This window comes from Nonomuraea recticatena (genome assembly GCF_039533245.1).
In the GTDB taxonomy this organism is placed as follows: domain Bacteria; phylum Actinomycetota; class Actinomycetes; order Streptosporangiales; family Streptosporangiaceae; genus Nonomuraea; species Nonomuraea roseola.
In genome coordinates this window covers 48483-64155 of record NZ_BAAATE010000028.1, presented here as the reverse complement: position 1 = coordinate 64155, position 15673 = coordinate 48483, and the positions used below count along the sequence as shown (strand labels likewise).

At 69.7% G+C, this 15673-nt stretch carries 17 protein-coding genes and 1 pseudogene; 10 read left to right on the top strand and 8 right to left on the bottom strand.

The features are described 5' to 3' along the window. Positions 1–39: 39 nt before the first annotated feature. Positions 40–402 carry a VOC family protein gene (locus ABFX50_RS37510; RefSeq protein ID WP_346153318.1) on the bottom strand — a complete coding sequence of 121 codons (363 nt, stop codon included), beginning with the start codon at positions 400–402 and terminating at the stop codon, positions 40–42. Between the two features lie 206 nt (positions 403–608). Here ABFX50_RS37510 and ABFX50_RS37505 point away from each other — a divergent pair, with 206 nt between their 5' ends. The 3 genes from ABFX50_RS37505 to ABFX50_RS37495 all read left to right on the top strand — a co-directional run bounded on the left by ABFX50_RS37505 (position 609) and on the right by ABFX50_RS37495 (position 4231). After that, positions 609–1472 carry a DMT family transporter gene (locus ABFX50_RS37505; protein ID WP_183656685.1) on the top strand — a complete coding sequence of 288 codons (864 nt, stop codon included), beginning with the start codon at positions 609–611 and terminating at the stop codon, positions 1470–1472. An 80-nt stretch (positions 1473–1552) separates the two neighbouring features. Then, complete coding sequence (gene secA2, locus ABFX50_RS37500) at positions 1553–3742, top strand: accessory Sec system translocase SecA2 (protein WP_183656681.1); 2190 nt, start codon at positions 1553–1555, stop codon at positions 3740–3742. Between the two features lie 138 nt (positions 3743–3880). Beyond that, positions 3881–4231, top strand: coding sequence for a PRC-barrel domain containing protein (locus ABFX50_RS37495; RefSeq protein ID WP_183656679.1), 351 nt, complete (start codon positions 3881–3883; stop codon positions 4229–4231). Between the two features lie 120 nt (positions 4232–4351). Here ABFX50_RS37495 and ABFX50_RS37490 read toward each other — a convergent pair whose 3' ends face one another. Then, entirely contained in the window at positions 4352–4903 is a 552-nt protein-coding gene (locus tag ABFX50_RS37490) for a nucleotidyltransferase (protein ID WP_346153314.1), read from the bottom strand. 107 nt (positions 4904–5010) lie between these two features. Here ABFX50_RS37490 and ABFX50_RS37485 point away from each other — a divergent pair, with 107 nt between their 5' ends. Both ABFX50_RS37485 and ABFX50_RS37480 read left to right on the top strand, forming a co-directional pair. Further along, positions 5011–5472, top strand: coding sequence for a DUF1360 domain-containing protein (locus ABFX50_RS37485; RefSeq protein WP_346153312.1), 462 nt, complete (start codon positions 5011–5013; stop codon positions 5470–5472). Continuing rightward, on the top strand, positions 5469–5960 hold the full coding sequence (locus ABFX50_RS37480) for a DUF6328 family protein (RefSeq protein WP_346153310.1): 492 nt from the start codon (positions 5469–5471) through the stop codon (positions 5958–5960). Before ABFX50_RS37485 ends, ABFX50_RS37480 begins: the two co-directional genes overlap by 4 nt. Here ABFX50_RS37480 and ABFX50_RS37475 read toward each other — a convergent pair. Next, positions 5927–6880: a TIGR03557 family F420-dependent LLM class oxidoreductase gene (locus ABFX50_RS37475; protein ID WP_346153308.1), complete on the bottom strand. Its 954-nt coding sequence runs from the start codon at positions 6878–6880 to the stop codon at positions 5927–5929. The genes ABFX50_RS37480 and ABFX50_RS37475 overlap by 34 nt on opposite strands. Before the next feature lie 63 nt (positions 6881–6943). On the opposite strand from ABFX50_RS37475, the gene ABFX50_RS37470 reads away from it, so the two are divergent. Together ABFX50_RS37470 and ABFX50_RS37465 are read left to right on the top strand one after the other, a co-directional pair. Continuing rightward, positions 6944–7093: a GPGG-motif small membrane protein gene (locus ABFX50_RS37470; RefSeq protein ID WP_164903902.1), complete on the top strand. Its 150-nt coding sequence runs from the start codon at positions 6944–6946 to the stop codon at positions 7091–7093. Positions 7094–7195: 102 nt separating this feature from the next. Beyond that, positions 7196–8959, top strand: coding sequence for a SpoIIE family protein phosphatase (locus ABFX50_RS37465; RefSeq protein WP_346153305.1), 1764 nt, complete (start codon positions 7196–7198; stop codon positions 8957–8959). Here ABFX50_RS37465 and ABFX50_RS37460 read toward each other — a convergent pair. The 5 genes and pseudogenes from ABFX50_RS37460 to ABFX50_RS37440 form a co-directional block, all read right to left on the bottom strand. Next, positions 8937–10490 (bottom strand): membrane dipeptidase, encoded by a 1554-nt coding sequence (locus tag ABFX50_RS37460; RefSeq protein ID WP_346153303.1) that lies wholly within the window; start codon positions 10488–10490, stop codon positions 8937–8939. The genes ABFX50_RS37465 and ABFX50_RS37460 overlap by 23 nt on opposite strands. 38 nt (positions 10491–10528) lie before the next feature. Then, entirely contained in the window at positions 10529–11269 is a 741-nt protein-coding gene (locus ABFX50_RS37455) for a metallophosphoesterase family protein (RefSeq protein WP_183656662.1), read from the bottom strand. Further along, positions 11253–11501, bottom strand: a complete 249-nt coding sequence (locus ABFX50_RS37450; protein ID WP_183656660.1) for a BON domain-containing protein — start codon at positions 11499–11501, stop codon at positions 11253–11255. Before ABFX50_RS37450 ends, ABFX50_RS37455 begins: the two co-directional genes overlap by 17 nt. Before the next feature lie 46 nt (positions 11502–11547). Then, positions 11548–12177 carry a DNA topoisomerase IB gene (locus ABFX50_RS37445; RefSeq protein ID WP_346153438.1) on the bottom strand — a complete coding sequence of 210 codons (630 nt, stop codon included), beginning with the start codon at positions 12175–12177 and terminating at the stop codon, positions 11548–11550. A gap of 141 nt (positions 12178–12318) precedes the next feature. After that, positions 12319–12368, bottom strand: a pseudogene (locus tag ABFX50_RS37440) (hypothetical protein); the annotation flags it as partial. A gap of 141 nt (positions 12369–12509) precedes the next feature. On the opposite strand from ABFX50_RS37440, the gene ABFX50_RS37435 reads away from it, so the two are divergent. From ABFX50_RS37435 to ABFX50_RS37425, 3 genes are all read left to right on the top strand, one after another. Then, the gene (locus tag ABFX50_RS37435) at positions 12510–12767 is read left to right on the top strand and encodes a hypothetical protein (RefSeq protein WP_183656655.1); all 258 of its coding nucleotides are present in this window, start codon (positions 12510–12512) and stop codon (positions 12765–12767) included. Beyond that, the gene (locus ABFX50_RS37430) at positions 12767–13765 is read left to right on the top strand and encodes an SDR family oxidoreductase (RefSeq protein ID WP_346153299.1); all 999 of its coding nucleotides are present in this window, start codon (positions 12767–12769) and stop codon (positions 13763–13765) included. Before ABFX50_RS37435 ends, ABFX50_RS37430 begins: the two co-directional genes overlap by 1 nt. 66 nt (positions 13766–13831) lie before the next feature. Then, complete coding sequence (locus tag ABFX50_RS37425; protein ID WP_346153298.1) at positions 13832–15661, top strand: transketolase; 1830 nt, start codon at positions 13832–13834, stop codon at positions 15659–15661. Positions 15662–15673 lie beyond the last annotated feature (12 nt).

The following is a 15673-nucleotide window of genomic DNA, read 5'->3' as shown; positions in this document are numbered from 1 at the left end:
TCCAGCTTAGAGTCCCTGCGCCATCGCTTGAATCAGACTTTAGGTGGACCTCTCAGGACATACGCAGAACACATGGCCCTCAGGGTCCTGCATGATGACCCACCCTTCGCCCGGCTGGAACTCGGGCCTGGTGGCGCCGATCGCCTCGTACTCCTCGACCGCCTTGGCCACGTCCGGCACGCGGAAGTCGAGGTGGAACTGCTTGTCGTCGCTCGGCCACGCGGGAGCCTTGTAGCCGGGCAGACGGCCGAAGTAGATGCTCGTGGTGCCGTCGCCGACCGCGGAGTACTCGCTCTCGGCGACCTGGATGTCGAAGCCGGTCACCTTGGACCAGAACTCCGCCATCCTGACCGGATCCTCGCAGTCGATGGTGACGGCGATCAGGCTTGCCTTCGTTGTCATGGGCCCACCTTGGCAGGCATACCTGTCAGCTGCTGTCAGGTACGGCAGACGCTAAGGTGAAGTCGTGCCGTATTTCGTGATCTCTCCGCCCCCCGCGCACTAGCGGGCGGCACTCTCCTGTAGTTCTCCGGATCCTGGGTGATCCGGGAGTGGTTGCCGCCCGCCTACGGGCCGAACGTCGACAACCACTCCTTCCGGAGAGATCAATGACGCAAGTTTCCGTACGGCGCGGCGTGCTGTACGTCTCGGTGGCCGCGGCCGCCTGGGGCACCGGTGGCGCGGCCGGGTCCCTGCTCTTCCAGTCCACCAGCCTCGGCCCTTTCGGGGTCTCGCTCTGGCGCTATCTGCTCGGCGCGCTCTTCCTGATCACCATCGTGCGCCGCAGGCCCGGCACCCACCGCAGGCTGCTGCTGGTGGGGGTGGGCATGGCGATCTATCAGACCGCCTATTTCGGCGCGATCGCCACCTCTGGGGTGGCCATCGCGACGGTGGTCACGATGGGCGCCACGCCCCTGTTCACGGCGGTGGGCGGCAGGCTCTTCCTCGGCGAACGGCTCGACAGGGTCGGCACGGCCTGCGTCGGCGCCGCGCTGCTGGGGCTGGTCGTGCTCACGGCGGGCTCGAGCGGCGCCGGGCCCGAGGCCACCGCCACACTCGCAGGGGTGGGCCTCGCGCTGCTGTCCGCGGCCGGGTACGCCGCCGTCACCCTGCACTCCAGGCGGCACCACGACGACCCCTACGGCACCGCCGTCGGCGGGTTCGCGATCGGCGCGCTGTGCCTGGCGCCCTTCGCCATGACCGAGGGCATCGTTCCGCAGGTGACGCTGCCGACCGTGGCCCTGCTGCTCTACCTGGGCGCGGTGCCTACCGCCCTGGCGTACGGGCTCTACTTCAGGAGCCTGTCCGCGCTCAAGGCGACCACCGTCTCGGTGATCTCCCTGGGTGAGGCGGTCGGCGCGGCGGCCCTGGGCGTGCTGCTGTTCGGTGAGCGTCTGACGGCTCTCACCGCGGCGGGCTGCCTCGTTCTGCTCGGCGCTGTTGTCGTGCTCACCGTGCACGAGCGCGGATGAGCTAGTGTCCGGTACGGCGGGCGCCGCCGTACCGGACACGTACGGGAACCGGTGCCGACAGAGCGCTCGTTGGAGGAGTCGTGGCGTCGTTTTCCGGGTTTTTCAGGAATCTTCTGGACCGGCCAGGAGGCCTGAACCTGACCCCTTACAAGAAGATCGTCGAGGCGGCCGGCAAGCTGTCCTTCCCCGACGAGCTGCCCGAGCCGAAGATGGACGACCTGGCGCACTTCTGCGCCGTCGTGCGCGAGGCCGCCGACAGGACACTGGGGCTCAGGCCGTACGACGTGCAGTTGCTCGGCACGCTGGCGCTCCTGCACGGGCACGTGGCCGAGATGGCCACCGGTGAGGGCAAGACGCTGTCGGGCGCGATGGCCGCGGCCGGCTACGCGCTGCAGGGCAAGCGCGTGCACGTGATCTCCGTCAACGACTACCTGGCGCAGCGCGACGCGGAGTGGATGGCGCCCTTCTACGAGGCGCTCGACGTCAGCGTCGGCTGGATCGGCCAGAACTCCACGCACGAGGAGCGTCGCGAGGCCTACGGCAAGGACATCTGCTACGGGCCCGTCAGCGAGATCGGCTTCGACGTGCTGCGCGACAGGATGCGCACCGACGCGGGCGAGATCATCATGCCCCCGCCCGAGGTGGCGCTGGTCGACGAGGCCGACTCGGTGCTCGTGGACGAGGCGCGCGTGCCGCTGGTGCTGGCGGGCGCGGCCGACCCCGGCGACGCCGTGCCCGAGATGGCGGCGCTGGTGCGCACCCTCGTCAGGGGCTATCACTACGAGATCGACGAGCAGTCGCGCAACGTCTTCCTGACGCCGAAGGGCGCCGACAGCGTGGAGTCCATCCTCGGCGTCGACCTCTACGACGAGAACGAGCCGGGCACGCTGATCGAGCTCAACCTGGCGCTGCACGCGCACGCGCTGCTCACGCGCGACGTCGACTACATCGTGCGCGACGGCAAGGTGCAGCTCATCAACCCCTCGCGCGGGCGGGTCGCGCTGCTGCAGCGCTGGCCCGACGGACTGCAGGCGGCGGTGGAGGCCAAGGAGACGCTCTCCCCCACGGAGAAGGGCGAGATCCTCGACCAGATCACCGTGCAGGGGCTGATCAAGCGCTACCCGCAGGTGTGCGGCATGACGGGCACCGCCGTCGCGGTCAGCGAGCAGCTCGGCGAGTTCTACGGGCTCAAGGTGGCGGTCATCCCGCCGAACAAGCCGTGTGTGCGGCTGGACGAGCCCGACCGCCTCTACCCGTCCGGGCCCGACAGGGACGCGGCGCTGGTCGAGGAGATCCAGGAGATGCACGCCACGGGGCGGCCGATCCTCATCGGCACCCTCGACGTGGCCGAGTCGGAGAACCTGGCCAAGCTGCTGCAGCGCCGCGGCATGGAGCCGGTCGTGCTCAACGCCAAGAACGACGCGGAGGAGGCCTCGATCATCGCCAGGGCGGGCTCGCTCGGCGCGATCACCGTCTCCACCCAGATGGCGGGCAGGGGCACCGACATCCGCCTCGGCGAGGGCGTGGCCGAACTCGGCGGCCTCTACGTGATCGGCTCCGGCCGGCACGTCAGCAGCCGCCTGGACGACCAGCTGCGCGGGCGCGCGGGCCGCCAGGGCGACCCAGGAGGCTCGGTCTTCTTCGCGAGCATGCGCGACGACCTGATCACCCAGTACGTGCCCGACGAGCGCCCGCCCGCCGCCGACCCCGACGGGGTCGTACGGCACCGCCGCGGCGCCTACCTCATCGCCCACGCCCAGCGCGTCGCCGAGGGCGTCAACCTGGAGATCCACCGCAACACCTGGCGCTACACCCGCCTGCTCGAGCACCAGCGCGAGCTCATCCTGGAGTGGCGCGACAAGGTCCTGCACGGCGACTCGGCCGCGCAGGCGCTGGCCAAGGCCGACCCCGAGCGCTGGGAGTCCCTCGACGAGGACACCCGCGACGATCGCGCCAGGCAGATCGTCCTGCACGCCATCGACACCTGCTGGACCGAGCACCTGGCCTTCCTGAGCGATCTGCGCGAGGGCATCCACCTGCGCGCGCTCGGGCGCATGAGCCCGGTGGACGAGTTCCAGCGCGAGGCGGTGGCGGAGTACAAGACGCTGCTGGCCGAGGTGGAGCGGCGCTCGCTCGAGTCGTTCGAGGACCCCGCCCGTGACCTGAAGCGCCCCTCGGCGACATGGACGTACATGGTGCAGGAAAACCCGTTCGGCACCGAATGGGACCGCATCCTCAAGAGAGTTACGTCGGCGGTCCGGCACGGTTAAATACCCCTTTACCTGGCCATTTCCTGAAATCCATCGGACGGCGGCGCTGTTTCCCGCGCGCGGATTGATTGATGGGGAATTGCCGGGGTAGTGGGGGCGGGCCCGAACAAGACGAAAGAAGAGAGGGAGAGAGCACCTATGGAGCTCTGGAACTATCGTCCTGACGTCTACGACCGCAACCAGAGTCTGGACCTCGTGGGATACCACGTCCAGGCGACGGACGGCAAGATCGGGTCAATCGACGAGGCGACCTACGAGGTCGGCGAGAGCTACGTCATCATCGACACCGGACCGTGGATCTTCGGTAAGAAGGTCATGCTGCCCGGCTCGGTGATTACCCGCATCGACCCGCAGGAGCGCAACGTCTACGTCTCCAGGACGAAGGAAGAGATCAAGAACGCCCCCGAGTTCGACGAGGGCTCGTTCAAGGAGCCGGACTACCGGCAGCGGCTGGGCGACTACTACGGCCGCTTCCCCCAGACCTTCTGACACAGGAGGCAGAAGGGCCGCGCCCCGCAGGGGGCGCGGCCCTTTCTCATTGCCGGGTTCTCACGACTGGTTTCTCCCGGCGCCAGGTGTCTCATCCCTGGTGTCGCATGGCCGGTGCCGTCACGGCCAGCTGTCGTCCATCACCGCCTCGACCGGCTTGTCGATGACCTCCAGGCGTTCCAGCAGCGTCAGGAAGGTGAAGGCATAGGGAGAGTGCTCGGTGACCGCCGCCACCCTGTTCCAGTTGACCTGCTCACGCAGCGCGCGCACCTGCGGAAGCAGAGATCCGTAGTCGCAGGCGTGCTCCGACATCGGCAGCAGCCAGGAGATCACCAGGTCGGTGGCCTCCAGTACCGGCACGATCACCGCCGAGGCCTTCAGCGGCTCGGCCCTGGCCAGCAACTCCTCGGTGACCGGCCGGTCGGAGATCCTGAAGATGAGGTCCACCAGGCGACCCTCGTCGTACGCCTTCACCAGCCAGTCCTCGGGCGGTTTCGCGGTGGTGAAATCGACCCTGATCAGCGCCTCCAGCGCGGCGGGCACGTCCTTCTCCATGATCACGAAATCCACGTCGTGCAGGGAAGGAGCGGCTCCTCGCGCATAGGCGGCGCAACCTCCCGCGAGCGCGAACCGCACGCCCGCGTCCTTGAGCCCGGAGCTGGCTCGCTTCAACGTCTCCAAGATTGAATCGGTGACCTCGTGGCTGTGGCTGCCCATGTGGCGACAGCTACCCGCACGATCGGCGACTAGACCTGCCCGGCAAGGGTAGCGAGCCCTCCATGACAGAGATCACCGAGGAGTACGGGCGCCCTGTCGGCGGCTACCTGCGGATCATGGCGACGTACGGCGGAGCCGTCACGGCCGCGGTCGCGCTGGCCGCCCTCCTGGGCAAGAAGCCTCCCGAGCGGGTGGGCGTTCTCGATCTCTTCCTCATGGGAGTGAGCACCCACCGGTTGTCGCGCACACTGGCCAAGGACAGCGTGACGAGCCCGCTGCGTGCCCCGTTCACCAGGTTCAAAGGGGTGAGCGGCCCCGCCGAGCTGAAGGAGGAGCCGCGTGGCGCGATGGGCGAGCTGGTCGCCTGCCCCTTCTGCCTGGCCCAGTGGATCGCCACCGCATACGCCGCGGGCCTGGTCTTCGCCCCGCGGATGACCCGCCTGGCGGGCTCGACCATGACGGCCGTGGCCGTCTCGGACTGGTTGCAGTTCGGCTATGCCAAGCTCATGAAGGAGGCGGAGTGAGAGAGTCCCAAGGCGAGCCCGGCGAGAGCCACAAGGAGCGGGTGGACCGCGAGCTGGCCGAGTTGCTGCAGGGACTGCGGGTGGCGGTCACCGGGGTGCAGGTGCTGTTCGCCTTCCTGCTCACGCTTCCCTTCCAGGCGGGCTTCCCCAGGGTCGACACGCTGGGCCGATGGCTGTTCTTCGTGTCGCTGATGGCCGCGGCGTTCGCCTCGGTGTGCTTCATCACCCCCGCCGCCCAGCACCGGCTCTTCTTCCGCACGGGACTGAAGGAGAAGATGCTGCACAGGGCCAACGAGCTGGGCGTGGCGGGCGCGGTGTTCCTCCTGATCGCGATGACCAGCGCGGTCGCGCTGGTCACCGAGACCGTGATCAACAACTGGCCCGCCGCGCTGTTCGCCGGCGCCGTGGCGGTGAGCGGCGCGTGGTTCTGGATCCTTCAGCCGCTGGTGGACCTCTACCGCAACCGCGGCAACACCTCCTCGGAGTAGAACGAGAAGAACGCGTCCTGGTCGGGTCCGATCTGGCTGATGTAGACCTCGTCGAACCCGGCCTCGACGTACTTCCTGATGGCCTCGACGTGGACCTCGGGGTCGGGCCCGCAGGGGCTCGACCCCGCAGCCTCCTCCTCGGTGACCATCTCGGCCAGCTGCTCGAAGTGCCTGGGCAGCGGCAGGAGCTGAGCGGCCTCGCCCTTGATGCCCTGCGTGGGCCACAGCCGGTGGATCGTCGCCCTGGCCTGCGCCTCGTCAGGGGCGTAGCAGACCTTCAGACCGCCCGCCGCCGGCTTGCCCTCGCCGCCCGACTTGTGGAACAGCTCCACCATCTCGGCGGCGGGGCCGGTGGAGATGTAGCCGTCGGCGATGCGGCCTGCCAGCTCGACGGACTTGGCGCCGAACCCTGACATGTAGATCGGCGGCGGCTGGTCGGGCAGGGTGTAGAGCCTGGCCGTGTCGACGCGGTAGTGGGCGCCCCTGTGCGTGACGAGGTCTCCCTGCCACAGCTTGCGCATGACCTCGACGGCCTCTTCGAGCATCTCCAGGCGCTCCTCGGCCGGCGGCCACACCGAACCGGTGATGTGTTCGTTGAGCGCCTCGCCCGTGCCGACGCCCAGGCGGAAGCGGCCCTCGGTCATGGCGGCGCTGGTGGCGGCGGCCTGGGCGATGACGGCCGGGTGGATGCGGACCAGCGGACACGTGACGGCGGTGGTGACGGGCAGCCGGGTGGTGGCCGCGACGCCGCCGATGACCGACCACACGAATGGGCTGTGGCCCTGCTCGTCGAGCCACGGGTGGTAGTGGTCGGAAATCCACAGCGCCTCGAAGCCCGAGCGCTCGGCCAGCTGGGCCTGCCGTACGAGCTCGTTGGGGCCGTGTTCCTCCGATGCCAGGAAATAGCCGAATGTTGTCATGAATCGGCCCATTCCCGCCGGGTTGAATGTTAGACGGCTTTCCTCTGGGGCAGCTCAGGTTCCATGGCTACTTTGCTCTGGATCATCGCAGTAATCCTCGTCATCGCTGGGATCTACGTGATCCTGGCCCGTCGCGACATTCTCTGGGGAATCGTCCTCATCGTTCTCGGATTCCTCGTCGGCCCCGGAGGCGTCAGTATTTTCAACGTATGACCACCTCGGGTGGGCAGGGACGAGCGCCCTGTCTGCCTGAGGGTTTGCCCAAAATAGGATATGGCCCTGCCTTTCCGCCCTCCAGCGGGGCACAAGGCACACGTGAGCCAGGACAGCACGGCCACGAAGGCCATGATCAGGGACCAGCTCGCCGTCCTCCGCAGGCGGATGCGGCGTGAGGCCGCCATCGACGAGGCGGTCTGCAGGCTCGCGGCGCGGATGAACCTCCGCCCCGACGAGGCGGCCGACCACCTCAGGCGGCTCTCGCGCGACAGCGGAATCGACCTGCTGGAGGTCGCCAGGGACGTCACCCCGCCGCCCCTGGCGCAGGCGGAGACGCGCGAGCCCGTCGTCCCTGCGTGGATGACGGGGGTGCTGGAGGCGTTGCACGCCTCCGCCGCCTACCTGGTGCCCGTCAAGGACGCGGGAGGGCGGGTGGTGGACTTCCTGATCGCCGCCACCAACCGGCACACGAAAGACGTCACAGGCCGCGGAGCAGACCAGCTCCGCGGCCGTCGTCTCGTCGAGACCAGTCCTGGCGTGGTGAAGTCGGGCGTCCTCGACGACTACCTGTCCGTCTACGAGAGCGGCGCCCCTCTCACGCGCGGACCGCTGGAGTACGTCGAGGCCCGCGACGGGCTGCTCTGGCCCGCCTCGATCATGGTGCGGGCGGTCAGGGCGGGCGACGGTGTGCTGGCCAGCTGGCGCACCCTCGACGACGAGGAGCGCCTGGTCGCCGGGTGGGAGAGGGCGCAGCGGATCGCCGAGCTCGGCTGGGGCGAGTGGAACCTGGCCACGGGCACGGCGGTGTGGACCCAGCAGATGTACGAGATGTTCGGCAGGCGCCCCGCGGAGGGCCCGATCAGGCTCGAGGACCTGCCGGCCGCGGTCGTGGCCGAGGACGTCCCGCTCGTGGACGAGCAGATGCGCACGCTGCTGAGGTACCGCGAGGCCACCGAGAACGAGTATCGGGTCCAGAACAGGTACGGCCTGCGCCACCTGCGCACCGTGAGCGAGCCGATCCTCGACGAGGACGGCCTGCCGGTGAAGATCCGGATGCTGGTCCAGGACACCACCGCCGGCCGCCGCAGGGAGAGAGCGCTGGCCGTCGCCCACGAGCAGGCCGTCACGCAGCGGCAGCGGGCCGAGGAGGAGCACCAGGTCGCCGTCCGGCTCCAGGACTCCATCCTTCCCAGGCGCACGGGCGCGCTCGACCTGCCCGGACTGCGGATGGGCCTGCGCTACCGGCCCGCCGAGGACGTGCCGAGGCTGGGCGGCGACTGGTTCAAGGCCAGGCCGCTGCCCGACGGCAGGGTCCTGCTGGCCATCGGCGACGCCATGGGGCACGGCCTGACCGCCGTCGGCCTGATGGCCCAGATGAGGTACGGCCTGGCCGGCCTGGCCTACACCAAGGCGGACGCCGCCCAGCTGGCCACCTGGCTCAACGACCTGATGTACCACAACAACGAGGGCGTCACCGCGACGGGCACCGCGATCATCGGGCACTTCGACCCCGCCGACAGGACCCTGACGTGGACCAGTGCGGGCCATCCCTCCCCCGTGCTCGTGCGCCAGGGCAAGGCGACGCTGCTCGACCACTCGCCCGGCGTGATGCTGGGCGCCTTTGAGTCCATGAGTTACGAGCTGACGACCACCGTCCTCGAGTCCGGCGACGTGCTGGTGCTCTACACCGACGGCATCGTCGAGCGGCGCGGCCTCGACGTCCAGGCGGGGCTCGACGCCCTGGTCGGCGCGGCGGGCGACTGCCACACCGACGACCCTGAGGAGAGCATCGCGTGCGTGCTCGCCCGCCTGGACGGCGACATCTCCGACGACGTGTGCGTCATCGCGCTGCGGGTGCTGTAGCCCCCTCCCACGTCCTGAGGTAGGCCTCCGCGCCCGAGGCGAGGTCGTCCACGATCGGCTGGCCCGCCAGCTGTCTCAGATCCTCGATCCAGTCGGGCACCAGGCCGTAGTGCGCCACCCCGTCGACGTTGTAGTCCCAGACCCGCTCGCCGGTGCGCGGCCTGTCCAGCGAGACGGCGCCGTCGAAGGAGAGGAAGGGGTAGGTCACGGCGCTTCCCGCCCGTGGCGCGGGCAGCGGGCCGAGCCCGTTGGCGTCCAGGCCGTAGCCGTAGCCGGGACGTCCGCTCTCCTGTCGCAGCGGCTGGGTGCGCCGCCACTCCTCGGCGAACTCCTCGGCCGCGTGGCCGTACTGGGTGACCATGCCGCCCAGGCGGTAGATGCGCGGCAGGAAGGCGGGGTCGGCCCAGCTGTGGGAGGAGATGACGCCCGGGTAGCCGGCGGCCTCGAGCAGGTCGAGCGTCTGGTCGGCGGCCTTGACGCTCATGTGGTCGATCTCGATCATCATGCCGCGCCGCATCATGCCCTCGACCATGTGGCGTCCGAGCGAGGTCAGCCCCTTGGGGTTGCAGTGCGGGGCGGGCGGGTAGACCGGCAGGCCGACGCCTGGCGGCAGCCATCGGGCCAGCTCGGGCGGGAGAACCGCGGGGGAGATCGGGTTGTCGTGCTCGGGCCCCCTGCACCTCTCGACCCGCCAGAAGCCACCCGAGGACAGCAGGTTGCCCAGGTTGACGATCGCGCCCTGGGTGCCCGAGTCGAAGCGCACGCCGCACAGCGCGTTGTCGTACTTGTGGCAGACGAACATGCTGCGCACGCCGAGCGCGTGCATCTCGTCGAGCCCTCGGTCGATCTGCGCCCTGGTGCAGTGCGGGACGCCCAGCGTGGTGCGGCAGCCGAACGGCTCGGAGGTCTCGACGCCGAGCACGACGGCGAGCTTGCCCGCCGCGATGACCTCGCGCGCCTCCTCCGGGCTCTTCACCACCCGGAACCAGCCGAGCCCAGGACCGCCTGACAGCGTGTCGATGTGGTTCTGGAGCTCGACCGTGCGCTGGGCCTCGCGCCTGATCGCCCACATCTCGTCGCAGGGGTTGCTCTTCAGCGGGTAGATCTCGCACAGCTGCCTGTTGGCCACCAGGTCGTTGACCATGACGCGCAGGCCGCCACGCCACGCGCGCTCGATCCACTCGTAGTAGGCCTGCTGGTGGGTGAGGGAGTCGTGGGCCGGCCAGTCCTTGAAGGTCGGCCAGCCGACGGGGTCGTGGGTGCCGACCGGCGAGCCCGTCCTGGTGAAGTTCTCGAACCAGGCGGCCTCGCCGTTCGGGTGGTGGTCGAGGCAGTCGAGCAGCGCGCGGGCGGCGCCTGCCGGGTCGAACGGCTTGCCGCACAGCAGCTTGCCGCCGAACGCCTCATACGACATCAGATGGCTGTGAGCGTCCACGAACCCGCGCACGGGTGCGGACGGTGCGGGCGTGGGCGCGGCCATCGCGACCGCGCCCAGCAGGGCGATGAGAGCCAGGACACGGCGGAGGGCCATGCACTGACATCAACACCGAGCCACCGCTCGGTCAAGACCTAACATGAGTCGGACTCACTCAGGCAGTAGATGCCGTAGGCCCTGCCCAGCACCGGCAGCGCCACGTTGCGCACCCTGATGCCGCCCGGTGTCATGCCCTTCTCCGCGCCCTTGTGCGCGTGGCCGTGCAGGATGAGATCGGCCCCGACCGTGTCGACGGCCTCGGCCAGCAGGTAGCTGCCGAGGAAGGGGTAGATCTCCAGCGGCTCGCCCTCCAGGGTCTCCTTGACCGGCGAGTAGTGCGAGAGCACGACCTTGTAGTCGGTGTCGAGCTCCTTCAGCGCGCGCTGCCAGCTGTCGGCGATGCCCCTGGTGTGGTGGACGAAGTTCTTGATCTCGCGCTCGCCGAACTCGCTGGCGCACTTGCCCGCGAAGCCGCCGCCGAAGCCCTTGCCGCCCACCACGCCCAGCCGCGCGCCGCGGCAGGTGATGACGGCCGACTCGTCGTCGAGCACGATGATGCCGTTGTCGCGCAGCTCGCTCATGATCTCGTACTGCAGGTCGGAGTGGTAGTCGTGGTTGCCGAGCACGGCCACGACGGGAACCGGCAGGTCGCGGAACTCCTGGCCGACCAGCCTGCCCTCCGCTATCGTCCCGTGCCTGGTGAGGTCGCCCGCCAGCAGCAGGACGTCGGCCCTGTCCTCGATTCCGGTCAACCGGGCACGATACTTGCCCTGCACGTCGTCGCCCAGGTGCACGTCACCCACGGCCGCGATACGGAGCTCAGTCAAGATGCTCATCCTCTCCGGGCTCTCGGACCTGCACGACCTGGAGCTCGTTGTGGACATGCAGCTCGGGCGCGGCCTCCTGAGCGACCCTCTCCATCTGCCGCCTGTGTTCCTCGCCGGTGACCTGGCCGCGCAGGAACAGCTGATCCCCACGCACGTCGACGCGGATGCCCAGCTCATGGGTCCTGTCGTCCTCGGCGAGCGCCCGCTGGACACGCGCCGCGACGTACTGCGGAGCCTCCATCGCTTCCTCCTTCGTCAAATCGCTCGCATGCCCGCTGCCGAACCGGTCAAACGGCTCTGATCAGCTCGATGACCGCCTTCTCCGGGTCTCCCTGCCCGATCGTCCTGCCCTGCTCGAAGGCCTCGATCACCCGCGGATCCACGTAGGAGGCGCGGGCGACGGCGGGGGTGTTTCCCAGGTACTCGGCCACCTCCCGCATCACCTCGCTCACGTTCGGCGTGCGGGCCAGGCCGACGGCGGCGAGCACGGTGCCGTGCCAGGTGCGGAAGTCCTTGGCCGTCGCCTCGCAGCCGAGCGTCTCGCGCACGTAGTCGTTGATGTCGGAGCTGCGGACGTCCACCCACCCGTTCTCGTCGCGGTAGCGCAGCAGCTCCCCGTCGTGCCTGAGCGCCTTCAGCGACCTGATCACCTTGCAGGCCGAGGCGTCGGTGACGCGCACCTCGCGGGGGATGTCGCCCTTGGCGGGATAGCAGAAGACGACACTGCCGTTCGCGCAGCTGACGTGGTCCATCCTGAGCGTGGCCAAGCCGTACGACTCGTACTCCTCGCCGCCCACCCTGAAGAAGCCGACGTCCAGCAGCCGCGCGGCCGCCGCGAGCACCCGCTCCCTGGTCAGCCCCTTGCTCTCCAGCTGCTCCTGGACGACCTTCCTGAAGGCCGGCAGCCGCTCGGCCATCTCCAGCACCCTGTCGAACTTGATCCGGTCCTGCTGGGCGCGCCACTCGTCGTGATAGCGGTACTGCCGCCGCCCCGCGGAGTCGGTGCCCGCGGCCTGCAGGTGCCCGTCGGGCGAGCGGCAGATCCAGACGTCCTTCCAGGCCGGAGCACCAGCTCCCTGATCCTGCGCAGCGTGGCCTGATCGCGCACGGGACGCCCGTCGGGATAGGAGTAGCTGAACCCCCGCCCCCTGCGCCTGCGTCTGATTCCAGGCTCGTTCTGGTCACTGGGGTGCACGTGGCCCGGCTACCCGGCACGTTATGCAGCAAACAGCACGGGCAGGGGACGCACATGCATGACGATGACTACCGTCCCGAAGAGCACTCCTCTTCCGGCAAGCCCATGGTTCCTTCGACTCCCCGTGATGTCGTCCACATCAGGGCGGGCTCCTTCATTCTGGTCTTCCTCTTCGCGATCGGCGCGATCAGCATCATCGCGGGGATCGGCTGGCTGGCCATCGTGGCGGGCGTGCTGGTCGTGGCCACCATCGTGGACATCGTGCTGGCCGTCAGGCGGCAGAAGGAGCGTGGCGCGGGAGAGGCGGGTTGATGCGCTCGTCTCGCGTGGTGGTGGTCACGGGGGCGAGCGGTGGTGTGGGCAGAGCGGTGGCGCGTGAGCTCGGCGCGCGCGGCGACTCCGTCGCGCTGATCGCCAGGGGCACGACCGGACTGGCCGCCGCCGCGGTCGACGTGGGCGCCGCGGGCGGCGCGGGGGTGGTCTATCCCGCCGACGTCTCCTCCTACGAGGAGGTACGGCAGGCCGCCGAGGGCGTCGAGCGCGACCTCGGGCCGATCGACGTGTGGATGAACGTCGCCTTCTCGTCGGTGTTCGCGCCCTTCTCCGAGGTGACCCCCGAGGAGTTCGAGCGGACCACGGCGGTGACCTACCTCGGCTACGTGTGGGGCACCAAGGTGGCGCTCGACCTGATGCGCCCGCGCGGCAAGGGCGTCGTGATCCAGGCCGGGTCCGCCCTGGCCTACAGGGGGATCCCGTTGCAGTCGGCCTACTGCGGCGCCAAGCACGCGATCAAGGGGTTCACCGAGTCGGTGCGCACCGAGCTGATGGCCGAGGACAGCGGGGTTCGGGTGTGCATGGTCCAGCTGCCTGCGCTGAACACGCCGCAGTTCGACTGGGTGCTGTCGCGGCTGCGGCGGCATCCGCAGCCGGTGGCGCCGATCTTCCAGCCGGAGGTCGCGGCGCGGGCCCTGGTCCACGCCGCCGACCATCCCGAGCGCAGGGAGTACTGGGTCGGCTCCTCCACGGCGCTCACCCTGCTCGGCCAGCGCTTCGCGCCGGGGCTCGTCGACCGGTACCTGGCGAGAACGGGCAAGTCCTCGCAGGTCGCGACCGACAAACCGCCGACGGGCGTGGCCAACCTCTGGGAGCCGGCCGACGAGGAGCACGACTACGGGGCGCACGGGAGCTTCGACGACAGGTCGCACGCTCACAGCGCGCAGCTCTGGCTGTCCCAGCACCGCGGGCCTGTCCTCGTCACACTGGGCGCCGCGGCGGCGGGCGCCCTGGCCGCTCGCGCGCTGCGCAGGTGACACTGGCGCGCCGCTGACATAGCGAGAGCCGGGCGGGGTAGGCGGCGGGAAACCCTAGGAGGACCGATGCCCGAGCGGGATGTTCAGTACTTGTGTGAGTTGGCCATGCAACTACGGGTGGACTCGGTGCGGAGCTCCGACGCCGCAGGCTCAGGCCATCCGACCTCGTCGATGTCGGCGGCCGACCTCATGGCCGTCCTGTTCGCCCACCACCTCAGATACGACTTCGATCACCCTGACAATCCCGCCAACGACCATCTGATCTTCTCCAAGGGGCACGCCTCTCCCCTGCTCTACGCGCTCTACAAGGCGGCCGGCGCCATCACCGACGAGGAGATGCTGACCTTCAGGAAGAGGGGCAGCCGGCTGGAGGGGCACCCGACGCCGCGCCTTCCCTGGGTGGACGTGGCCACGGGCTCCCTTGGCCAGGGGCTGCCCGTGGGCGTGGGCGTGGCCCTGGCGGGCCGGCGCCTCGACCGCCTGCCGTACCACGTGTGGGTGCTGTGCGGAGACAGCGAGCTGGCGGAGGGCTCGATCTGGGAGGCCGCCGAGCACGCGGGTCACGAGGGGCTCTCCAACATCACCGCGATCGTGGACGTCAACCGCCTCGGTCAGCAGGGACCCACCAGGCACGGGTGGGACACCGGCGCGTACGCGCGCAGGTTCGGCGCCTTCGGCTGGCACACGATCGAGGTGGACGGGCACGACCCCGGCCAGATCGACTTCGCTCTCGGCGACGCCAGGAACACCCGCAGGCGGCCGACCGTCATCCTGGCCCGCACCCGCAAGGGCGAGGGCGTCAACGACGTGGACAACCGCGAGGGCGCGCACGGCAAGCCGCTGAAGGACGCCGAGCACGCGATCGTGGAGCTGGGCGGCGAGAGAGGCGTCACCGTCAAGGTCAGCCCGCCCGAGGTCTCCCGCCCTCCGCACACCTTCACCGGCGGGCCACTGGCGCTGCCCTCCTATCCCCTCGGGGAGAAGGCGGCCACCCGCAGCGCGTACGGCGCGGCGCTGAAGGCGCTCGGCGCGGCCCGTGGCGACGTGGTGGCGCTCGACGGCGAGGTGGCCGACTCCACCAAGACGGAGGAGTTCGCCCACGCCTTCCCCGAGCGCTTCTTCGAGTGCTACATCGCCGAGCAGGAGATGATCGCCACGGCCGTCGGCCTGCAGGTGCGCGGCTGGGTGCCGTACGCGGCGACGTTCGCCGCCTTCCTCACCAGGGCCTACGACTTCATCAGGATGGCCGCGATCAGCGGCGCCGACCTGCGGCTGATCGGCTCGCACGCGGGGGTGTCGATCGGCGAGGACGGCCCCTCCCAGATGGGGCTCGAGGACATGGCGATGCTGCGCGCGCTCCACGGCACCACCGTGCTGTACCCGTGCGACGCCAACCAGACCGCCGCGCTGGTCGCCGAGATGGCCGACATCTCAGGAATCTCCTACCTGCGGACCACGCGAGGCGAGACCCCTGTCATCTACGAGCCGGGCGAGAGGTTCCCCGTCGGCGGGTCGAGGGTGCTGCGGCACGCCTCCGACGACAGGGCCACCATCGTCGCGGCGGGGATCACCGTGCACGAGGCGCTGGCCGCGGCCGACCTGCTGAAGCAGGAGGGCATCTCCGTCGGGGTGGTGGACATGTACTCCGTCAAGCCCGTCGACAGGGCGGTGCTGAACGAGGCGGCCACCACGACGGGCAATCTCATCACGGTCGAGGATCACCGGCCCGAGGGCGGGCTGGGGGACGCCGTGCTGGAGGCGGTTTCGGAGCTGGGCCCCCGCGTGGTCAAGCTCGCGGTGCGAGGGATGCCCGGCTCCGCCGCCCCTGGAGAGCAGCTGGCCGACGCGGGGATCGGAAGGGACGCGATCGTGGCCGCGGTCAGGCGGCTGCTCTGAAAGCCAGGGGGA